At 38.6% G+C, this 17569-nt stretch carries 26 protein-coding genes; 1 reads left to right on the forward strand and 25 read right to left on the reverse strand.

What is annotated here, in order from left to right; all coding sequences use genetic code 11:
* Positions 1-50 precede the first annotated feature (50 nt).
* The 23 genes from rplF to HMPREF3103_RS08450 all read right to left on the reverse strand — a co-directional run bounded on the left by rplF (position 51) and on the right by HMPREF3103_RS08450 (position 14666).
* Positions 51-587: a 50S ribosomal protein L6 gene (gene rplF, locus HMPREF3103_RS08340; RefSeq protein WP_070439185.1), complete on the reverse strand. Its 537-nt coding sequence runs from the start codon at positions 585-587 to the stop codon at positions 51-53.
* 26 nt (positions 588-613) lie between these two features.
* Entirely contained in the window at positions 614-1012 is a 399-nt protein-coding gene (gene rpsH, locus HMPREF3103_RS08345) for a 30S ribosomal protein S8 (RefSeq protein WP_005607457.1), read from the reverse strand.
* 32 nt (positions 1013-1044) lie between these two features.
* On the reverse strand, positions 1045-1230 hold the full coding sequence (locus HMPREF3103_RS08350) for a type Z 30S ribosomal protein S14 (protein ID WP_005607459.1): 186 nt from the start codon (positions 1228-1230) through the stop codon (positions 1045-1047).
* A gap of 27 nt (positions 1231-1257) precedes the next feature.
* Positions 1258-1797 carry a 50S ribosomal protein L5 gene (gene rplE, locus HMPREF3103_RS08355; RefSeq protein WP_048710355.1) on the reverse strand — a complete coding sequence of 180 codons (540 nt, stop codon included), beginning with the start codon at positions 1795-1797 and terminating at the stop codon, positions 1258-1260.
* Between the two features lie 32 nt (positions 1798-1829).
* A complete protein-coding gene (gene rplX, locus HMPREF3103_RS08360; RefSeq protein ID WP_048710358.1) occupies positions 1830-2132 on the reverse strand; it encodes a 50S ribosomal protein L24 in 303 nt (100 codons plus the stop codon).
* Between the two features lie 30 nt (positions 2133-2162).
* A complete protein-coding gene (gene rplN / locus HMPREF3103_RS08365; protein ID WP_005607465.1) occupies positions 2163-2531 on the reverse strand; it encodes a 50S ribosomal protein L14 in 369 nt (122 codons plus the stop codon).
* A 37-nt stretch (positions 2532-2568) separates the two neighbouring features.
* Entirely contained in the window at positions 2569-2835 is a 267-nt protein-coding gene (gene rpsQ / locus HMPREF3103_RS08370) for a 30S ribosomal protein S17 (RefSeq protein WP_039849226.1), read from the reverse strand.
* 24 nt (positions 2836-2859) lie between these two features.
* Positions 2860-3066, reverse strand: coding sequence for a 50S ribosomal protein L29 (gene rpmC / locus HMPREF3103_RS08375; RefSeq protein WP_005607469.1), 207 nt, complete (start codon positions 3064-3066; stop codon positions 2860-2862).
* A complete protein-coding gene (gene rplP / locus HMPREF3103_RS08380; RefSeq protein ID WP_005607470.1) occupies positions 3056-3490 on the reverse strand; it encodes a 50S ribosomal protein L16 in 435 nt (144 codons plus the stop codon). Before rplP ends, rpmC begins: the two co-directional genes overlap by 11 nt.
* 2 nt (positions 3491-3492) lie before the next feature.
* The gene (rpsC, locus tag HMPREF3103_RS08385) at positions 3493-4155 is read right to left on the reverse strand and encodes a 30S ribosomal protein S3 (protein WP_005607471.1); all 663 of its coding nucleotides are present in this window, start codon (positions 4153-4155) and stop codon (positions 3493-3495) included.
* 3 nt (positions 4156-4158) lie between these two features.
* Complete coding sequence (rplV, locus tag HMPREF3103_RS08390; protein ID WP_005607473.1) at positions 4159-4515, reverse strand: 50S ribosomal protein L22; 357 nt, start codon at positions 4513-4515, stop codon at positions 4159-4161.
* Positions 4516-4534: 19 nt separating this feature from the next.
* Complete coding sequence (rpsS, locus tag HMPREF3103_RS08395; RefSeq protein WP_005607475.1) at positions 4535-4816, reverse strand: 30S ribosomal protein S19; 282 nt, start codon at positions 4814-4816, stop codon at positions 4535-4537.
* A gap of 57 nt (positions 4817-4873) precedes the next feature.
* The gene (gene rplB / locus HMPREF3103_RS08400) at positions 4874-5704 is read right to left on the reverse strand and encodes a 50S ribosomal protein L2 (RefSeq protein WP_039849227.1); all 831 of its coding nucleotides are present in this window, start codon (positions 5702-5704) and stop codon (positions 4874-4876) included.
* A gap of 43 nt (positions 5705-5747) precedes the next feature.
* Positions 5748-6038 (reverse strand): 50S ribosomal protein L23, encoded by a 291-nt coding sequence (gene rplW, locus HMPREF3103_RS08405; RefSeq protein WP_005607479.1) that lies wholly within the window; start codon positions 6036-6038, stop codon positions 5748-5750.
* Positions 6038-6661, reverse strand: a complete 624-nt coding sequence (gene rplD / locus HMPREF3103_RS08410) for a 50S ribosomal protein L4 (RefSeq protein ID WP_005607481.1) — start codon at positions 6659-6661, stop codon at positions 6038-6040. Before rplD ends, rplW begins: the two co-directional genes overlap by 1 nt.
* 25 nt (positions 6662-6686) lie before the next feature.
* Complete coding sequence (rplC, locus tag HMPREF3103_RS08415; protein WP_005607483.1) at positions 6687-7319, reverse strand: 50S ribosomal protein L3; 633 nt, start codon at positions 7317-7319, stop codon at positions 6687-6689.
* 25 nt (positions 7320-7344) lie between these two features.
* On the reverse strand, positions 7345-7653 hold the full coding sequence (gene rpsJ / locus HMPREF3103_RS08420; protein ID WP_039849279.1) for a 30S ribosomal protein S10: 309 nt from the start codon (positions 7651-7653) through the stop codon (positions 7345-7347).
* A gap of 419 nt (positions 7654-8072) precedes the next feature.
* On the reverse strand, positions 8073-9260 hold the full coding sequence (gene tuf / locus HMPREF3103_RS08425) for an elongation factor Tu (RefSeq protein WP_005607487.1): 1188 nt from the start codon (positions 9258-9260) through the stop codon (positions 8073-8075).
* 155 nt (positions 9261-9415) lie between these two features.
* Entirely contained in the window at positions 9416-11503 is a 2088-nt protein-coding gene (fusA, locus tag HMPREF3103_RS08430) for an elongation factor G (protein ID WP_070439188.1), read from the reverse strand.
* 71 nt (positions 11504-11574) lie between these two features.
* Positions 11575-12045: a 30S ribosomal protein S7 gene (gene rpsG / locus HMPREF3103_RS08435; protein ID WP_005607491.1), complete on the reverse strand. Its 471-nt coding sequence runs from the start codon at positions 12043-12045 to the stop codon at positions 11575-11577.
* Between the two features lie 36 nt (positions 12046-12081).
* Positions 12082-12498 carry a 30S ribosomal protein S12 gene (gene rpsL, locus HMPREF3103_RS08440; protein ID WP_049555349.1) on the reverse strand — a complete coding sequence of 139 codons (417 nt, stop codon included), beginning with the start codon at positions 12496-12498 and terminating at the stop codon, positions 12082-12084.
* A 303-nt stretch (positions 12499-12801) separates the two neighbouring features.
* Positions 12802-13659, reverse strand: a complete 858-nt coding sequence (fba, locus tag HMPREF3103_RS08445; RefSeq protein ID WP_070439190.1) for a class II fructose-1,6-bisphosphate aldolase — start codon at positions 13657-13659, stop codon at positions 12802-12804.
* A 101-nt stretch (positions 13660-13760) separates the two neighbouring features.
* Positions 13761-14666, reverse strand: coding sequence for a hypothetical protein (locus HMPREF3103_RS08450; protein WP_070439193.1), 906 nt, complete (start codon positions 14664-14666; stop codon positions 13761-13763).
* 201 nt (positions 14667-14867) lie between these two features.
* Between HMPREF3103_RS08450 and HMPREF3103_RS08455 the strand changes: the two genes are divergently transcribed.
* A complete protein-coding gene (locus tag HMPREF3103_RS08455) occupies positions 14868-16115 on the forward strand; it encodes a CapA family protein (protein WP_070439196.1) in 1248 nt (415 codons plus the stop codon).
* Between the two features lie 53 nt (positions 16116-16168).
* Here HMPREF3103_RS08455 and dltC read toward each other — a convergent pair whose 3' ends face one another.
* Positions 16169-16399 carry a D-alanine--poly(phosphoribitol) ligase subunit DltC gene (gene dltC, locus HMPREF3103_RS08460; RefSeq protein WP_005607505.1) on the reverse strand — a complete coding sequence of 77 codons (231 nt, stop codon included), beginning with the start codon at positions 16397-16399 and terminating at the stop codon, positions 16169-16171.
* Positions 16400-16416: 17 nt separating this feature from the next.
* Complete coding sequence (dltB, locus tag HMPREF3103_RS08465; RefSeq protein ID WP_070439199.1) at positions 16417-17568, reverse strand: D-alanyl-lipoteichoic acid biosynthesis protein DltB; 1152 nt, start codon at positions 17566-17568, stop codon at positions 16417-16419.
* Position 17569 lies beyond the last annotated feature (1 nt).

The following is a 17569-nucleotide window of genomic DNA, read 5'->3' on the forward strand; positions in this document are numbered from 1 at the left end:
TAATTAATCATGCTGCATCAAGCGCAACAAAAGGTAAATAATCACTAAAATTATTTACCTGTTTTACCTTCTTTACGACGTACAAATTCATCAACGTAACGAATTCCTTTACCTTTATAAGGTTCTGGAGGACGTACGCCACGAATGTTAGCAGCTAATTCGCCAACTTTTTGTTTGTCATAACCTTTAACGATTACTTTTGTATTTGAAGGAACTTCGATTTCGATACCTTCTTCTGGAGTAAACTCCACTGGATGAGAATATCCAACGTTTAATACAAGTTTTTTACCTTGTAATTGAGCACGATACCCAACCCCGATTAATTCCAATTCTTTTTGGAATCCATCAGTAACCCCAACTACCATGTTGTTGAATACTGCGCGAGTTGTTCCGTGGATTGTTTTGTTTTCTTTTGAATCATCTGGACGAGTGAATACTACTTCACCTTCGCGTTGTTCTAAAGAAATGTTATGGTTGAATGTATAAGTTAATTCACCTTTAGGACCTTTTACAGTAACTGTGTTGTCCTTTAAGTCTACTGTTACTCCTGCAGGAATAACGACTGGTTTATTTCCGATACGGCTCACTTGGCTGCACCTCCTTATTTTCTAGATTACCAAACGTATGCTAGAACTTCTCCACCTACGTTTTTAGCTCTTGCTTCTTTATCTGTGATAACACCTTCAGATGTTGACACAATTGCAATTCCTAAACCATTTAATACTTTAGGAACTTCACCTGTTTTAGCATAAACACGTAAACCAGGTTTAGAAATACGTTTCAATCCTGTGATTACACGTTCGTTATTTTTTCCATATTTCAAGAACACTTTCATGATGCCTTGTTTGCCATCTTCTTCAACTGAGAAATCTTTGATGAATCCTTCAGATTTTAAGATGTTTGCAATAGCAACTTTCATGTTTGATGACGGAACTTCTAGTGATTCGTGACGAACCATGTTCGCGTTACGAATACGAGTTAAGAAATCCGCGATTGGATCTGTCATAACCATTAATGAGTACCTCCTTTATCAAGTAGTAATGATTACCAACTTGCTTTCTTCATTCCTGGGATTTGCCCTTTATAGGCAAGCTCACGTAAACAAATACGGCAAAGTTTGAATTTACGATAAACTGAATGTGGTCGACCACAACGTTCACAACGAGTATATTCTTGAGTTGAATATTTTTTTGGACGTTTGTTCTTTGCGATCATTGATTTTTTAGCCAAACTACTCGCCTCCTGTGAGTTTAATTTTTATTTTTGGAAAGGCATTCCAAGTTGAGTTAATAATTCTTTTGCTTCTTCGTCTGTATTAGCTGTTGTTACGATAACAATATCCATACCACGAACTTTGTCTACGCGATCGTAGTCAATTTCTGGGAAGATTAATTGTTCTTTAACACCTAATGTGTAGTTACCGCGTCCATCAAAAGATTTTTTAGAAATCCCACGGAAGTCACGTACACGAGGTAATGAAACTGTTACTAACTTGTCTAAGAAGTCATACATACGTTCACCACGTAAAGTAACTTTAGTTCCGATTGGCATACCTTCACGTAAACGGAAACCAGCGATTGATTTCTTCGCAGTTGTTACAACTGGTTTTTGACCAGAGATTAATGTTAACTCTTCAACTGCTTTTTCTAAGTTTTTAGCGTTAGATGTTGCATCACCAACACCCATATTAATAACGATTTTTTCTACTTTTGGTACTTCCATAACTGATTTGTAGTTAAATTTTTCAATTAATGAAGGTACTACTTCGTTTTTGTATTTTGCATTTAAGCGATTCATGCAGGATGGTCCTCCTTCCTCAAATTACTGAATTATGCTTTATTACGACCTTTAGGTACACGTACCTTTTCACCGTTTTCTACTTTAAAGCCTGTACGAGTTGCTTTACCTGTAGTTGGGTCTACGAACATTACGTTTGAAACATGAATTGGAGCTTCCACTTCAACGATTCCCCCTGTTTGGTTCGCTTGAGATGGTTTTTGATGTTTCTTAACAATGTTAACACCTTCAACGATTACACGGTCTTTCTTAGGAAAACTTTTTAAAATTTTTCCTTCTTTACCTTTGTCTTTACCTGAGATTACTTTTACGATATCACCAGTTTTAACGTGCATGTGTTACACCTCCTTCGATTTTGATGAGAATTATAATACTTCTGGAGCTAATGAAACGATCTTCATGTAGTTGTTATCACGTAATTCACGTGCAACTGGTCCAAAGATACGTGTTCCACGAGGGCTCTTGTCATCACGAATGATTACACATGCATTTTCGTCGAACTTAATGTATGAACCGTCTTTACGACGTGCACCTGATTTAGTACGAACGATTACAGCTTTAACGACATCCCCTTTTTTAACAACTCCACCTGGTGTTGCTTGTTTAACGGATGCAACGATTACGTCACCGATATTAGCTGTTTTGCGGCCAGATCCGCCTAGAACTCTAATTGTTAACACTTCACGAGCGCCTGAGTTGTCAGCCACTTTTAGTCGAGTTTCTGTTTGAATCACTATTGGTTCCTCCTTTCAAATGTATACACAATTGAAATTAAATAATTACTGCTTCTTCAACAATTTCAACTAAGCGGAAACGTTTTGTTTTTGACAATGGACGAGTTTCCATAATCTTAACAATGTCCCCAACTTTTGCTGAGTTATTTTCATCATGAGCTACAAATTTTTTCGTATATTTAACACGTTTACCGTAAGTTGAGTGACGTTTGTAAGTTTCGATTGCAACTACTAACGTTTTGTCCATCTTATCTGAAACAACGCGTCCTTGATATACTTTACGTTGGTTACGTTCTACAGTCATGTTCATTGCCTCCTTTGCTGATGATTATTTTTGCAATTCTTCTTGACGCAATGCAGTCTTGATACGCGCAATTTGTTTACGTACTTCACGAATGCGTGCTGTACCTTCTAATTGCCCAGTAGCAAGTTGGAATCGTAAGTTGAATAGTTCTTGTTTTAATTCATTTTCTTTTTCAACAAGTTCAGCAGTGGATAACCCTTTAAGTTCTTTCTTAAGTTCATTAACCTTCATTCGATTCACCACCATTTTCTTCGCGTTTCACAAATTTTGTTTTAACTGGCAATTTGTGTGATGCCAAACGTAAAGCTTCGCGTGCTACTTCTTCTGATACGCCAGCGATTTCGAACATCACTTTACCGCGTTTAACTGGTGCTACCCAACCTTCAGGTGCCCCTTTACCAGAACCCATACGAACCCCGATAGCTTTAGCTGTGTATGATTTGTGAGGGAAAATTTTGATCCATACTTTCCCACCACGTTTCATGTAACGTGTCATAGCGATACGTGCTGCTTCGATTTGACGGTTTGTAATCCAATGAGATTCTGTTGCTTGTAAACCGTATGTACCGAATACTACTTCTTTACCACCTTTAGCTTCCCCGCGCATTTTTCCACGGAACTCACGACGGTGTTTTACACGTTTTGGTACTAACATGTTTATTTCCCTCCTTTCTCAGAGTTTTTGTTCTTTCTTGTTGGTAATACTTCATCACGGTAAATCCAAGTTTTAACACCTAATTTTCCGTATGTTGTATCTGCTTCTTCCCATGCGTAGTCAATGTCCGCACGTAATGTATGCAATGGAACAGTTCCTTCTGAATAGCTTTCAGAACGAGCGATATCAGCACCGTTTAAACGACCTGAAACCATAGTTTTGATTCCTTTAGCACCAGCGCGCATTGTACGTTGGATTGCTTGTTTTTGTGCACGACGGAAAGCGATACGACGTTCTAAGTCGCGAGCGATTCCTTCAGCAACTAATTTAGCATCTAAATCAGGTTTTTTGATTTCAACAATGTTGATGTGAACTCGTTTACCTGTTAGTTTGTTTAAGTTTGTACGTAATTTATCTACTTCAGATCCACCTTTACCAATTACCATACCTGGTTTAGCTGTGTGGATTGAAACATTAACACGATTAGCAGCACGTTCAATTTCAATAGTTGAAACGCTAGCTTCGTTTAATTGTTTACGGATATAATCACGGATTTTTAAATCTTCATGCAAGAATTCTGCGAAATCTTTTTCTGCGTACCATTTTGAATCCCAGTCACGGATGATTCCGACACGCATTCCTAATGGATGAATTTTTTGACCCACTGATTATCCCTCCTTCTTCTCTGATACCACTACAGTGATGTGGCTTGTGCGTTTTAAGATTTGTGAAGCTGAACCTTTAGCACGTGGACGGAAACGTTTCATTGTTGGTCCTTCGTTCACGTAAGCTTCACTTACATATAAGTTTTCAACATCTAAGTCGAAATTGTGTTCAGCGTTAGCAATTGCAGACATTAAAACTTTTTCTACGATTGGTGATGCAGAACGTGGTGTGAATTTCAAGATTGAAATTGCGTCACCGATTTTTTTACCTCTAATTAGATCGACAACAAGGCGAGCTTTACGAGGTGCAATACGAACTGTTTTAGCAACTGCTTTAGCAGATGTGATTTGTTCTGACATTTTTCAAGTCCTCCCCTCGTTATTTGCGTTTAGATTTCTTATCGTCATTCACGTGACCACGGTATGTTCTTGTAGGTGCAAATTCACCTAATTTATGTCCTACCATGTCTTCTTGAATATAAACTGGAACATGTTTTCTGCCGTCATATACAGCAATTGTTTGTCCAACAAAGTTTGGGAAAATTGTTGAACGGCGAGACCAAGTTTTGATCACAACTTTTTTGTCGCTACCTTGAGCAGCTTCAACCTTTTTCATCAAATGTTCATCGACGAAAGGTCCTTTTTTCAAACTACGACCCATTACGGAAATCCTCCTTCCAAGAATTTAATAGAATCAGATTTGTTATCTAGTTATTAATTATTTTTTACGACCACGAACAATAAGCTTGTTAGAACGAGCTTTCTTGCTACGAGTTTTGTATCCAAGAGCTGGTTTACCCCATGGAGATACAGGTGTTGGACGTCCGATAGGAGCGCGACCTTCACCACCACCGTGTGGGTGATCGTTAGGGTTCATTACAGAACCACGAACTGTTGGGCGTTTACGTTTCCAACGAGAACGTCCTGCTTTACCGAAGTTAATTAATTCGTGTTGTTCGTTACCAACTGTACCAACTGTAGCGCGGCAAGTTGAAAGAATCATACGAACTTCACCTGAGTTTAAACGAACTAAGGTGTATTTACCTTCTTGACCAAGTACTTGAGCACTTGTACCAGCTGAACGAACTAATTGTCCGCCTTTACCTGGTTTTGTTTCAATGTTGTGGATCACAGTACCAACTGGAATGTTTGCTAATGGTAAAGCATTACCTACTTTAATATCAGCATGTTCTCCTGATTCGATACGTTGTCCTACTTGTAAACCTTTTGGAGCAATGATATATGCTTTAACACCATCTACATAGTGAATTAATGCAATGTTTGCTGTACGGTTTGGATCGTACTCGATTGAGTGAACGACACCTTCAACGTTATCTTTGTTACGTTTGAAGTCGATCACACGGTAAGCACGTTTGTGTCCGCCACCTTGGTGACGTACAGTGATTTTACCTTGGCTGTTACGACCAGCGTTGTTTTTTGATGATTCCAACAAAGTTTTTTCTGGTGTTGACTTTGTGATTTCGCTGAAGTCATAACCTGTCATATTACGACGGCCGTTTGAGGTTGGATTATATTTTTTAATCGCCACGTCTATTTCCTCCTATTATAATAGTAGTTTTTCATTCTGAAGATTAAGCTTCTTCAGCGAATAATTGAATATCTTTTGAATCTTTTGTAAGCTTCACAATTGCTTTACGACGTTTGTTAGTGTAACCACCGTAGCGGCCAACACGTTTGAATTTAGCGCGTACGTTTAAGATGTTAACTTTTTCAACTTTAACACCAAAAATTTCTTCTACGGCTTGACGTACTTGAATTTTGTTAGCACGTACATCAACTTCAAAAGTGTATTTCTTTTCGTCAGTAGCAAGCATTGAAGCTTCAGTAATGATAGGGCGTTTGATTACGTCACGTGCATCCATTATTGAAGTCCCTCCTCTACTTTAGAAAGAGCTGCTTTTGTGAATAATAGTTTGTCGTTGTTTACAACGTCTAATACAGTAACATCTGTTTCGTCAACGATTGTTACGTTTGGAATGTTACGAGCTGATAATAATGCGAAATCGTTTGAAGATTCTACAACTACTAACACTTTTGTATCTACGTTTAAGTTAGACAATACTTGTGCAAACTCTTTTGTTTTTGGTGCGTCAAATTGTAATGCTTCCACTACAACAAGCTTGTTATCCAATACTTTTTGTGATAATACTGATTTAATCGCTAAGCGACGTACTTTTTTAGGTAATTTGTAACTATATGAACGAGGTGTTGGTCCGAATACAATACCTCCGCCACGCCATTGTGGTGAACGGATTGATCCTTGACGAGCACGACCAGTTCCTTTTTGGCGCCATGGTTTACGGCCGCCTCCGCTTACTGCACTACGGTTTTTAACAGCGTGTGTTCCTTGACGTAATGAAGCGCGTTGCATGATTACTGCGTCGAATACTACATTTTCATTTGGTTCAATTCCGAAGATATCTGAGTTTAATTCGATTTCTCCGTTTGTTGTTCCATCTTGTTTAAATAATGTAACTTTTGTCATTCTCTCGTTCCTCCTTCCCTATTTATTATTTAGATTTAATTGCTGTTTTAATTTCTACTAATGATTTCTTAGATCCAGGTACATTACCTTTGATTAAGATTACATTGCGTTCTGCATCGACTTTCACTACTTCTAAGTTTTGAATAGTGATACGGTCGCCACCCATTTGTCCAGGTAATGCTTTACCTTTGAAAACGCGTGATGGGAATGATGCTCCACCCATTGAACCAGGACGACGGTGGTAACGAGAACCGTGAGCCATTGGTCCGCGAGATTGTCCATGACGTTTGATGGCACCTTGGAAACCTTTCCCTTTAGATGTACCTGTTACGTCAACGATGTCTCCTGCTTTGAATACATCAACTGTAATTTCTTGTCCTACTTCGTACTCGCTAAGCTCGACATTGTTGAATTCACGAATGAAGCGCTTAGGAGTAGCATTTGCTTTTGCTACATGACCTTTAGCAGGGCGATTTGATAAAACTTCACGTAAGTCGTCGAAACCTAATTGAACAGCTTCGTAACCGTCGTTTTCGATTGTTTTTAATTGAAGAACAACGTTTGGAGTTACTTCAACTACTGTTACAGGAATAAGTTCACCTGCTTCTGTAAAGTATTGAGTCATCCCTACTTTTTTGCCTAAGATTCCTTTGGTCATGGTTACACCTCCATTTTTCTATTTATTATAATTTGATTTCGATGTCAACACCGCTTGGTAAATCAAGCTTCATTAAGGCATCAACAGTTTTTGGCGTTGGATTAACGATGTCGATCAAACGCTTGTGTGTACGCATTTCAAATTGTTCGCGAGAATCTTTATATTTGTGAGTCGCACGAATAACTGTGTAAAGCGATCTTTCTGTTGGCAATGGAATTGGACCAGCTACGCTAGCACCAGTTCTTTTTGCTGTTTCTACGATTTTTTCCGCTGATTGATCAAGCGCACGATGTTCGTAAGCTTTCAAACGGATACGGATTTTTTGTTTTGCCATTGTCTTTCCTCCTTCGTCTAATGTTGTCATAAGACTAGCTCCACGCGAATTTCCGACTTAACCCTTTCGTGGCAAAGCGTCCGGGCGTGTCGCAACCTCTCGTTTCATAGCTCCCCTTCCTAATTTAAGAGGGGGTATGCTGCTTCAAAATTTACATTCCTCTGCGGCACTTTTAATAGTATACAAGATTCTCTTTTTGATTGCAAGTGAAAACCGTTGATTTAACAACATTTATTTATGCACACGCGCCCGTGTGTTTCATTCTGGTTTAAAACCTTTACAAATGTTGTTAAATCAACGTTTTAAGTGTTTAGACTTATTTTTGATTTCCGCTTCCAATTGTCTGACATTTTATTTTAAAAAATTTTAATAAAAAAGACTATCCAAAAAGGATAGTCTTGAAAATTTAATTTAAAAAATTATTTTTCGATAGCAGCTACTGAACCAGCACCTACAGTACGTCCACCTTCACGGATAGAGAACTTAGTACCAGCTTCGATCGCTACTGGGTGAATTAATTCAACTTCCATAGTTACGTTGTCACCAGGCATTACCATTTCAACGCCTTCTGGTAACACACAAACACCAGTGATGTCTGTTGTACGGAAGTAGAATTGAGGACGGTAGTTAGAGAAGAATGGAGTATGACGTCCACCTTCTTCTTTAGTTAATACGTAAACTTCAGCTTTGAATTTAGTATGTGGAGTGATTGTTCCTGGTTTAGCAAGAACTTGTCCACGTTCGATGTTGTCACGTGTAACACCACGTAATAATGTACCAATGTTATCCCCTGCTTCAGCGTAGTCTAACAATTTACGGAACATTTCAACACCAGTTACAGTTGTTTTTGAAGTTTCTTCTGAAATACCAACGATTTCAACTTCGTCACCAACACGAACTTGTCCACGTTCAACACGACCTGTAGCAACTGTACCACGACCTGTGATTGAGAACACGTCTTCAACTGGCATCATGAATGGTTTGTCAACGTCACGTTCTGGAGTTGGAATGTATTCGTCAACAGCAGCCATTAATTCTAAGATTTTTTCTTCGTATGAAGCGTCGCCTTCTAAAGCGCGTAAAGCAGAACCTGCAACAACTGGAGTGTCATCGCCTGGGAAATCGTATTCTGATAATAAGTCACGAACTTCCATTTCTACTAATTCTAATAATTCTTCATCGTCAACCATGTCAACTTTGTTTAAGAATACAACGATGTAAGGAACACCTACTTGACGTGATAATAAGATGTGTTCACGTGTTTGTGGCATTGGACCATCAGCTGCAGATACTACTAAGATAGCACCATCCATTTGAGCAGCACCAGTAATCATGTTTTTAACGTAGTCCGCGTGTCCTGGGCAGTCAACGTGAGCGTAGTGACGAGTGTCAGTTTCGTACTCAACGTGAGAAGTGTTGATTGTGATACCACGTTCGCGTTCTTCTGGAGCTTTATCGATTGAACCGTAATCTTGAGCTTGCGCGAAACCTTTCTTAGCTAAAACAGTTGTGATAGCAGCAGTTAATGTTGTTTTACCGTGGTCAACGTGGCCGATTGTACCAATGTTAACGTGTGGTTTTGAACGGTCAAATTTTTCTTTTGCCATTTAAATGATTCCTCCTATTAATTGAGTTTTGTTAGATTCTATAACAGTATCTACCGATTGTAATTATACCAAAGAACTCTCTTAAAAATCAACTGGTTATGACTGACATAACCAGTCGATAGCGTTCATTTGGTAGTTATCAAATGGGGTGGAGATTATTCTCCGTTACCACCATTTTTCTTGATGATTTCTTCTGCAATGCTCTTAGGAACATCTTCATAGTGGTCAAATGTCATACTGAAAGTACCACGACCTTGTGTTGCAGAACGTAATGTAGTTGCGTAACCGAACATTTCTGATAAAGGAATCATACCTTTAACGATTTGTGCGTTACCACGAACTTCAGAACCTTCAACACGTCCACGACGAGCGTTAACGTGTCCCATTACATCTCCGAAGTATTCTTCAGGAACTGTAATTTCAACAGCCATCATAGGTTCTAAGATAGCAGGTTGAGCTTTCTTAGCAGCAGCTTTCAATGCCATAGAAGCGGCAACTTTGAAGGCTGTTTCAGATGAATCGACATCATGGTAGCTTCCATCATAAAGTTTAGCTTTGATGTCCACTAATGGATAACCAGCTAATACCCCGTTTTCCATAGCGTCTTTCAATCCAGCTTCAACTGCAGGGATGTATTCACGAGGAACGACCCCACCGACAATAGCGTTTTCGAATTCGAATCCAGCACCTTCTTCGTTTGGAGTAAATTCAATCCATACGTGACCGTATTGACCTTTACCACCTGATTGACGAACGAATTTACCTTCAGCTTGTGTAGAAGCACGGAATGTTTCACGGTAAGATACTTGAGGAGCACCTACGTTAGCTTCTACTTTGAACTCACGACGCATACGGTCTACGATGATATCCAAGTGTAACTCACCCATACCAGCGATAACTGTTTCACCAGTTTCTTGGTTAGTGTAAGCACGGAATGTTGGATCTTCTTCTGCAAGTTTTTGTAAAGCAATACCCATTTTATCTTGGTCAGCTTTTGATTTAGGTTCAATAGCAACCTCGATAACTGGATCAGGGAATTCCATTGATTCTAAGATAACTTCAGCTTTTTCATCACATAATGTGTCCCCTGTAGTTGTATCTTTAAGACCAACTGCAGCAGCGATGTCTCCTGAGAATACTTCTGGAATTTCTTGACGAGAGTTCGCGTGCATTTGTAGGATACGTCCTACACGTTCACGTTTACCTTTCGTTGAGTTTTTAACGTATGAACCTGATTGTAAAGTACCAGAGTACACACGGAAGAATGTTAAACGACCTACGAATGGGTCAGTCATAACTTTGAAGGCCAATGCTGAGAATGGTTCTTCATCAGATGAATGACGTTCAACTTCTTGGTCTGTGTTAGGGTCGATACCTTTAATTGAAGGAACATCTAATGGAGATGGTAAGTAGTCAACTACTGCATCTAACATTAATTGTACCCCTTTGTTTTTGAAGGCAGAACCACATAATACTGGGTAGAATTCTACCGCACATGTAGCTTTACGGATAGCTGCTTTTAATTCAGCTTCTGTAATTTCATCACCTTCTAAATAGCGTTCCATTAATTCTTCATCAGTTTCAGCAACTGCTTCCACTAATTTTTCACGCCATTCTTCAGCTAAATCTTGTAAATCTTCAGGGATATCTGTTTCTTGGATATCTGTACCTAAGTCATTTGTATAGATTTCAGCTTTCATTTTAATTAAGTCAATGATACCAGTGAAGTTGTCTTCAGCTCCGATTGGTAATTGAATTGGGTGTGCATTTGCTTGTAAACGTTCGTGGATTGTACGTACTGAGTATAAGAAGTCAGCACCGATTTTATCCATTTTGTTTGCAAATACGATACGTGGAACTCCGTATGTTGTAGCTTGACGCCATACAGTTTCTGTTTGAGGTTCTACCCCAGATTGAGCATCAAGTACAGCTACCGCACCATCTAATACACGTAGAGAACGTTCTACTTCAACTGTGAAGTCCACGTGCCCTGGAGTGTCGATGATGTTGATACGGTGGCCTTTCCATTGTGCTGTTGTAGCAGCAGATGTAATAGTGATACCACGTTCTTGTTCTTGTTCCATCCAGTCCATTTGTGAAGCTCCTTCGTGAGTTTCACCAATTTTGTGGATTTTACCAGTGTAATAAAGTACACGCTCAGTCGTTGTAGTTTTACCTGCATCGATGTGGGCCATGATACCGATATTACGAGTATTTTCAAGAGAGAATTCTCTTTTTGCCATCTTCGTTCTACACCTCTTTCTATATTTCTAACAATAAGTGAGACCAAAAAGGTTGAAAAACCTTTTTAATCTTACCAACGATAGTGAGCAAACGCTTTGTTCGCTTCAGCCATTTTATGTGTATCTTCACGTTTCTTAACAGAAGCACCAGTGTTGTTCGCAGCATCCATAATTTCTTTAGCTAAACGAACTTCCATTGTGTCTTCACCACGTAGACGTGAGTAGTTTACTAACCAACGTAAACCTAATGTAGTACGACGGTCTGGACGAACTTCCACAGGAACTTGGTAGTTAGAACCCCCTACACGACGAGCTTTAACTTCAAGAACAGGCATAATGTTTTTCATAGCTTGTTCGAAAACTTCCATTGGATCGTTTCCAGTTTTTTCTTTAACGATATCAAATGCGTTATATAAGATTGTTGCAGCTTTACCACGTTTTCCATCTACCATTAAACGGTTGATTAAACGAGTAACTAGTTTTGAATTATAAATTGGATCAGGTAATACATCACGTTTTGCGACAGGACCTTTACGAGGCATTTATAATCCTCCTTTCATTTAATGAGTGTTTATTTATTATTTGTTTTTAGGACGTTTAGTACCGTATTTAGAACGACCTTGCATACGGTTGTTAACTCCTGCAGTGTCTAAAGCACCACGAATGATATGGTAACGTACCCCTGGTAAGTCTTTTACACGTCCACCGCGGATTAATACAACGCTGTGTTCTTGTAAGTTGTGACCGATACCTGGAATGTACGCAGTTACTTCGATTAAGTTAGATAAACGTACACGGGCATATTTACGTAACGCTGAGTTAGGTTTTTTAGGTGTCATAGTACCTACACGAGTACATACACCACGTTTTTGTGGAGAGTTTGTATTCGTTTGTGATTTTTTGAAACTGTTATAGCCTTTACCTAACGCTGGAGAAGCTGATTTCTCAACTGCTGATTTACGAGGTTTACGGACTAATTGGTTAATAGTTGGCATTAAGCTCTTCCTCCTTCCCTAATGGGTTCTTCTTGGTCCACACTTCCGGGCGGACCATTTTTTGTTAAAAATTAAAAGACATCGCTGTCTCATAAAATGGCCTTCTTACCAGTCAGCACGACTGATTTGATTACTTATCAGGAATCAGGTATAAAAGCACCTCTAATAGAATATCATTTCTCCTTCAACTCGTCAAGAATTTTCTTAATAGAAATACTGCCTTTTTATTTGGCGCAATGTATATAGAAAAAACTCACTCCAACAAAAAGACAGGCGAAATCGCCTGCCTCAAAATAGTGTTGATTAAGCTTTTCCTGTTGAACCGAAGATGTCCATTGTTTCTTTTGTAATCTTAACGATTGCATCGAAACCAGGTTTGATGATTTTACGTGGGTCATAAACACCAGCATCTGCATTTAATTTAGCACGAACTGCTGCTGTCCATTGTTGTTGTAATTCAGTGTTAACGTTGATTTTAGCATGTCCACGTTCGATTGCTTTTTTGATTTGATATTCTGGAATACCTGATCCACCGTGTAATACTAATGGAGCACCTGTAGCTTCTGAGATTGCTAACATTTCATCGAAACCTAAAACTGGTTCTCCTGAGTAAGTTCCGTGAACTGAACCTAAAGCTGCTGCTAATGCATCAATTTTAGCTTCTTTAACCATACGTACACATTCGTTTAAGTCAGCGTAGTTGATTCCTCCAGTTACGCCATCTTCAGTACCACCTACAGTACCTACTTCAGCTTCAACTGAAACTCCTTTTGGATGTGCATATTCTACAACTTCTTTAGTTAATGCGATGTTTTCATCGATTGGAAAGTGAGAGTGGTCAAACATTACTGAGCTGAATCCAGCGTCGATGTATTGTTTACATACTTCTACTGAAGAACCATGGTCTAAGTGTAATGCTACTGGAACAGTGATGTCCATAGAATCTAATAATGCATTTACCATAGCTGTAACAACTTTAGGTCCACCCATGTATTTTCCAGCACCTTCAGATACACCTAAGATAATTGGTGAGTTAGCTTCTTGCGCTGCAGTTAAAACGGCTTGTGTCCATTCTAAGTTGTTGATGTTGAATTGACCAACAGCGTATTTGCCTTCTTTTGCTTTTTGTAACATTTCAGTCATGCTTACTAAACGACTCATGTTTTAGTTCCTCCTTGATGCTTACAGCATTTATTTTTAACGGTTTTATTATAGCGTATTTCCTTTTATTTTTCCACCTTTTGTTGTTTTGTTACAGTTTCTTAAGGTTTAGGAACTTTTGGTTGCGCTATCTTTTTTCGAAACATTTTATATAAGAAGAATCCAGCAACCACTATACTTACCACAGCAATGGAATACTCTTCCCACGGAACAACAACGCCATTCGGTCTTGCATCGCCATTCGTCGAAACTAACTGGTGTTCCCTAGTAAACTCGCGCACTATTTCTTTAGCCTCGTTGAACGGATAGAACTGATCAAGAGATAGCTCACCTTTTACATTTGAGATACCTCCTTCTATTAAAGGAAACTCATGAAACATCACTTGGTATTCCCCATCAACTTTTATAAGCACTACCGGAATTTGTAGTTCTTTGGGCACAACAAACAAAATCTTTTCAACATTCAAGTTTTCCCTAGCAATCACTTCTTGCGCCACTTTCACAATTGAATGCTTATTTTTCTCATAAGTACTCACATACGCAACCGTCCATTTTCCTTGTGAGTGAATCAGTTTTTCTCCTTCTTCTTTTGTCAAATATCCCTGCTTCACTTTGTTTTCTATTTCCGACAAATTGGTTGGACCACCTATATAAAGATGTGCCTCTTTCTCCAATGTAGGGTTCTTAATTGGAACTACCCATTTATAGTTACTATCAGTTATGGTACGTTCAATTTCTTCACTATCTAGCTTCTTTTCATCTTTAAACAGCGGTACGTCATAGTATGTCTCGACAGCATGTTCAAAATCAACACCTTCTATATGTTCGTCCCCATCACGAGACATGTTAAGAATTTCTTCTTCTAGATGAATGATCTCATCTTTGGAATGAATCGAGGTTACCGCATCTCCATACACACTAGCGAATCTAAACTGCACTAGTACTAAAATTATTAAAGCAGTAAAACAACAAAAAATTCTTAGCAGACATCTATTTAACTTATGCATTATCCTACTCCCTCCCTGTAATGTTTTCCTACAACAAAAACTATCAAGTACTGCTTTCAACCAAATTATATAGCTATCAGCTGAGTAATTCTAGAGGGTATTGTGATTAAATTATTTATTTTCATATATTCTAAAATTAGCATTTAATTAAGAATTAATTCGGAGTATAATACAGTTACAACAGGTATTGGAGGGGAATCCATGAGAGGTAATTCACAGAACGACAAAATCAAGCGAATGGAATTTTACGGAATTTGTATCTTATCTGTATTTACGATTGCAGCAGGATTACTTACGCGCCCTTCCGCACAAGAAAGGTTAGAAACTGTTCAAACCGCGAAAACATCCTCTGAACAAAATCAAGAGGCTAACGCTACACCAAATAACCCTCAGTCTCCAACAACGAATAAGCAAGTTGCACGTATTACAGCAAGTGGGGATATGCTCTATCACGATATTGTTTATGGCAGCGCGTTTGACGGGAATTCGTATGATTTCAAAAATGACTATGAACAAATTACGCCACTCGTATCTAGCGCAGACCTTGCGATTGGGGATTTCGAAGGGACCATCAATCCAAACGAACCACTTGCTGGGTATCCACTTTTTAACGCTCCTGAAGAAGTGATTCAAAGCATTAAAGACGCCGGATACGACGTACTCGACTTAGCCCATAATCATATTCTCGATACAGGCATCGAAGGATTGAAATACACAGCCAATGCTTTTCGCAAAAAAGGACTTGATATTTTCGGGGTAAAAGTCGACCCATCAGAAGGCATTCTTGTAAAAGAAGTCAATGGTATTAAAGTGGCTATTCTTGGATTTGCGTATGGTTTCAACGGTATCGAAGCTACTCTCACCGACGAAGAATACAACAATCACCTATACGATTTAAATATGCAAAAGGTGAAACAGCTCATTCAACGCGCTGAAGAAATTGCTGACTTTACGATTGTGTTGCCACAAATGGGAGAAGAATATCACCTTCATCCAACACAAGGGCAAATCGATACGTATCATCAAATGATTGAATGGGGTGCGGACGTGATTTTTGGCGGACATCCACACGTCATTGAACCAACCGAAACCATCACTAAAGACGGTGAAAAGAAATTCATCATCTACTCGATGGGGAATCTCCTTTCTAACCAACGCGTTGAAACCTTGGAAAATATCTGGACCGAGCGTGGCGTGATTATGGATATCACGATTGAAAAAGAAAACGGAAAAACAACTCTCACAAACGTTAAGGCTCATCCAACATGGGTTTCACGGGTTGAAATTAACCGCAGCTTTATGGAAGGACCTGCTTACGACTATCAAGTCTTTCTCGCTGAAAACTATATGCCAGGAGGACCTCTGGAGCATACCGTAGACAAAGAAACGCTTGAGAGAATTCAATCTGCTTATACCGAAGTACACAAACTATTAAATATTAAATTCTAAATACGCAAAAAGGCGCCTCCTACTCGATAGGAAGCGCCTTTTACGATTTCAAATTAAGCTACACGTTCTGAAACGTATTTAATAATTTTATTTGGAGTATCGATTTCTTCGTAAGTGACTTCTGTTGGAGCCACTTCGATACCGAACTCTTCTAAGCGAACAAGCAGTTCAACGAAAGCTAATGAATCCATTAACCCTTCTTCTTTTAAGTTAATGTCTTTATCTTCGTATACTACTTCATCTTCACAAATTTCTTCTAGAATTTCTAAAATTCTTTCTTCCATATTCTTCTCCTACTTTCTTATATCAATTTACGGGCCCACTCAGACATTTTCCCTGAAAAAATCAAGAACCCAAACATCACTAAGTGCATCGTTATTATCCAGCTAATCACTTTATACCAGGTCTTATTCTTATTTTTCTTATAAAACTTCGATTTTTTCTGATACCACTCGAATGCTGCCATTAAGATTCCATGATAGAATCCATAAGCAATATAGTTCAATGTAATTCCATGCCAGAATCCCATAAAAGTCATGTTAATCATATAGGCAACCATTGCTGTCGTCAAGCGTTTTTTAAAGATTTTTTTTCGCATAAATCTCATAACAATACGAGAGAATACAAAATCCCTCAACCATGTAGATAGCGTAATGTGCCAACGATTCCAGAAATCTTTAATATCCACACTAATAAATGGAATGTTAAAATTCATTGGTGTTTCAATTCCAAGAATATTACTTGCTCCTACTGCCATCAGACTATACCCTGCAAAATCAAAGAATAAATATGCGGTGTATAAATACATATAAATAACGAAGAAAGAAAAGTCTTTATATCGAATGGATGTCATTTGTTGAAACACCATTCCAGAAATTACAAGCTTATAAAATAGTCCAAGAACCAGTCTAAAAATGCCTGTTCCCGCTAATTCTAAATACTCATCCTTTGTTCGTTGCTTTTTCCAATCTTCTAAGAATCTGCGACTGCGATCAATCGGTCCTGAACTTAGCGCAGGGAAGAACAATAGGAAGTGCACGTAATCTAGCGGCCCCATTGGTTTTTCGATTAACCCATCATAAATTTCAATAATGATTTGGATTAATTTAAAAGTCATGTAGGAAATACCTAAAAATCCAAGCCCCGAGATCTTAAATACAGCGAGAACTTTAACTAAAACAAGCGGTAGTCCTGCAAGAAAAATCATAAGAATCATTGTTTTCTTATGCTCTTTGAACTTCACACTCAGATGCATCAGTATATAACCTACTAAAACATAACCTATGATAGAGCCAAGATGCATAGGATTTTCTGCGAAAACGAAATAAACCATCAACGTAGAAAATACTAACGATAGATAGTAAGTAGATTTTTGAAAGACATTCATTATGAACGCTATTATAAGAATGAATCCCAGTGTCATAAAGAAGGATAGGCCTTCAAAATAATCCATC

The organism is Granulicatella sp. HMSC30F09 (assembly GCF_001806915.1).
In the GTDB taxonomy this organism is placed as follows: Bacteria; Bacillota; Bacilli; order Lactobacillales; family Aerococcaceae; genus Granulicatella; species Granulicatella adiacens.

Coding starts and splice junctions, on each gene's coding strand:
- rpmC (WP_005607469.1), bottom strand. CDS start 3,066: ATGAAGGTTAATGAACTTAAGAAAGAACTTAAAGGGTTATCCACTGCT.
- rpsQ (WP_039849226.1), bottom strand. CDS start 2,835: ATGACTGTAGAACGTAACCAACGTAAAGTATATCAAGGACGCGTTGTT.
- tuf (WP_005607487.1), bottom strand. CDS start 9,260: ATGGCAAAAGAAAAATTTGACCGTTCAAAACCACACGTTAACATTGGT.
- rplP (WP_005607470.1), bottom strand. CDS start 3,490: ATGTTAGTACCAAAACGTGTAAAACACCGTCGTGAGTTCCGTGGAAAA.
- rpsJ (WP_039849279.1), bottom strand. CDS start 7,653: ATGGCAAAACAAAAAATCCGTATCCGTTTGAAAGCTTACGAACATCGT.
- rpsH (WP_005607457.1), bottom strand. CDS start 1,012: ATGGTTATGACAGATCCAATCGCGGATTTCTTAACTCGTATTCGTAAC.
- dltB (WP_070439199.1), bottom strand. CDS start 17,568: ATGGATTATTTTGAAGGCCTATCCTTCTTTATGACACTGGGATTCATT.
- dltC (WP_005607505.1), bottom strand. CDS start 16,399: ATGGAAGAAAGAATTTTAGAAATTCTAGAAGAAATTTGTGAAGATGAA.
- HMPREF3103_RS08450 (WP_070439193.1), bottom strand. CDS start 14,666: ATGCATAAGTTAAATAGATGTCTGCTAAGAATTTTTTGTTGTTTTACT.
- rplE (WP_048710355.1), bottom strand. CDS start 1,797: ATGAATCGCTTAAATGCAAAATACAAAAACGAAGTAGTACCTTCATTA.
- HMPREF3103_RS08455 (WP_070439196.1), top strand. CDS start 14,868: ATGAGAGGTAATTCACAGAACGACAAAATCAAGCGAATGGAATTTTAC.
- rplX (WP_048710358.1), bottom strand. CDS start 2,132: ATGCACGTTAAAACTGGTGATATCGTAAAAGTAATCTCAGGTAAAGAC.
- rpsL (WP_049555349.1), bottom strand. CDS start 12,498: ATGCCAACTATTAACCAATTAGTCCGTAAACCTCGTAAATCAGCAGTT.
- rplD (WP_005607481.1), bottom strand. CDS start 6,661: ATGACAAAAGTTACATTATTTAAACAAGATGGAACAACAAACGGAGAA.
- rplW (WP_005607479.1), bottom strand. CDS start 6,038: ATGGATGCACGTGACGTAATCAAACGCCCTATCATTACTGAAGCTTCA.
- rplC (WP_005607483.1), bottom strand. CDS start 7,319: ATGACCAAAGGAATCTTAGGCAAAAAAGTAGGGATGACTCAATACTTT.
- rplV (WP_005607473.1), bottom strand. CDS start 4,515: ATGTCAGAACAAATCACATCTGCTAAAGCAGTTGCTAAAACAGTTCGT.
- rpsG (WP_005607491.1), bottom strand. CDS start 12,045: ATGCCTCGTAAAGGTCCTGTCGCAAAACGTGATGTATTACCTGATCCA.
- fusA (WP_070439188.1), bottom strand. CDS start 11,503: ATGGCAAAAAGAGAATTCTCTCTTGAAAATACTCGTAATATCGGTATC.
- rpsS (WP_005607475.1), bottom strand. CDS start 4,816: ATGGGTCGTAGTTTGAAAAAAGGACCTTTCGTCGATGAACATTTGATG.
- fba (WP_070439190.1), bottom strand. CDS start 13,659: ATGAGTCGTTTAGTAAGCATGACTGAAATGTTACAAAAAGCAAAAGAA.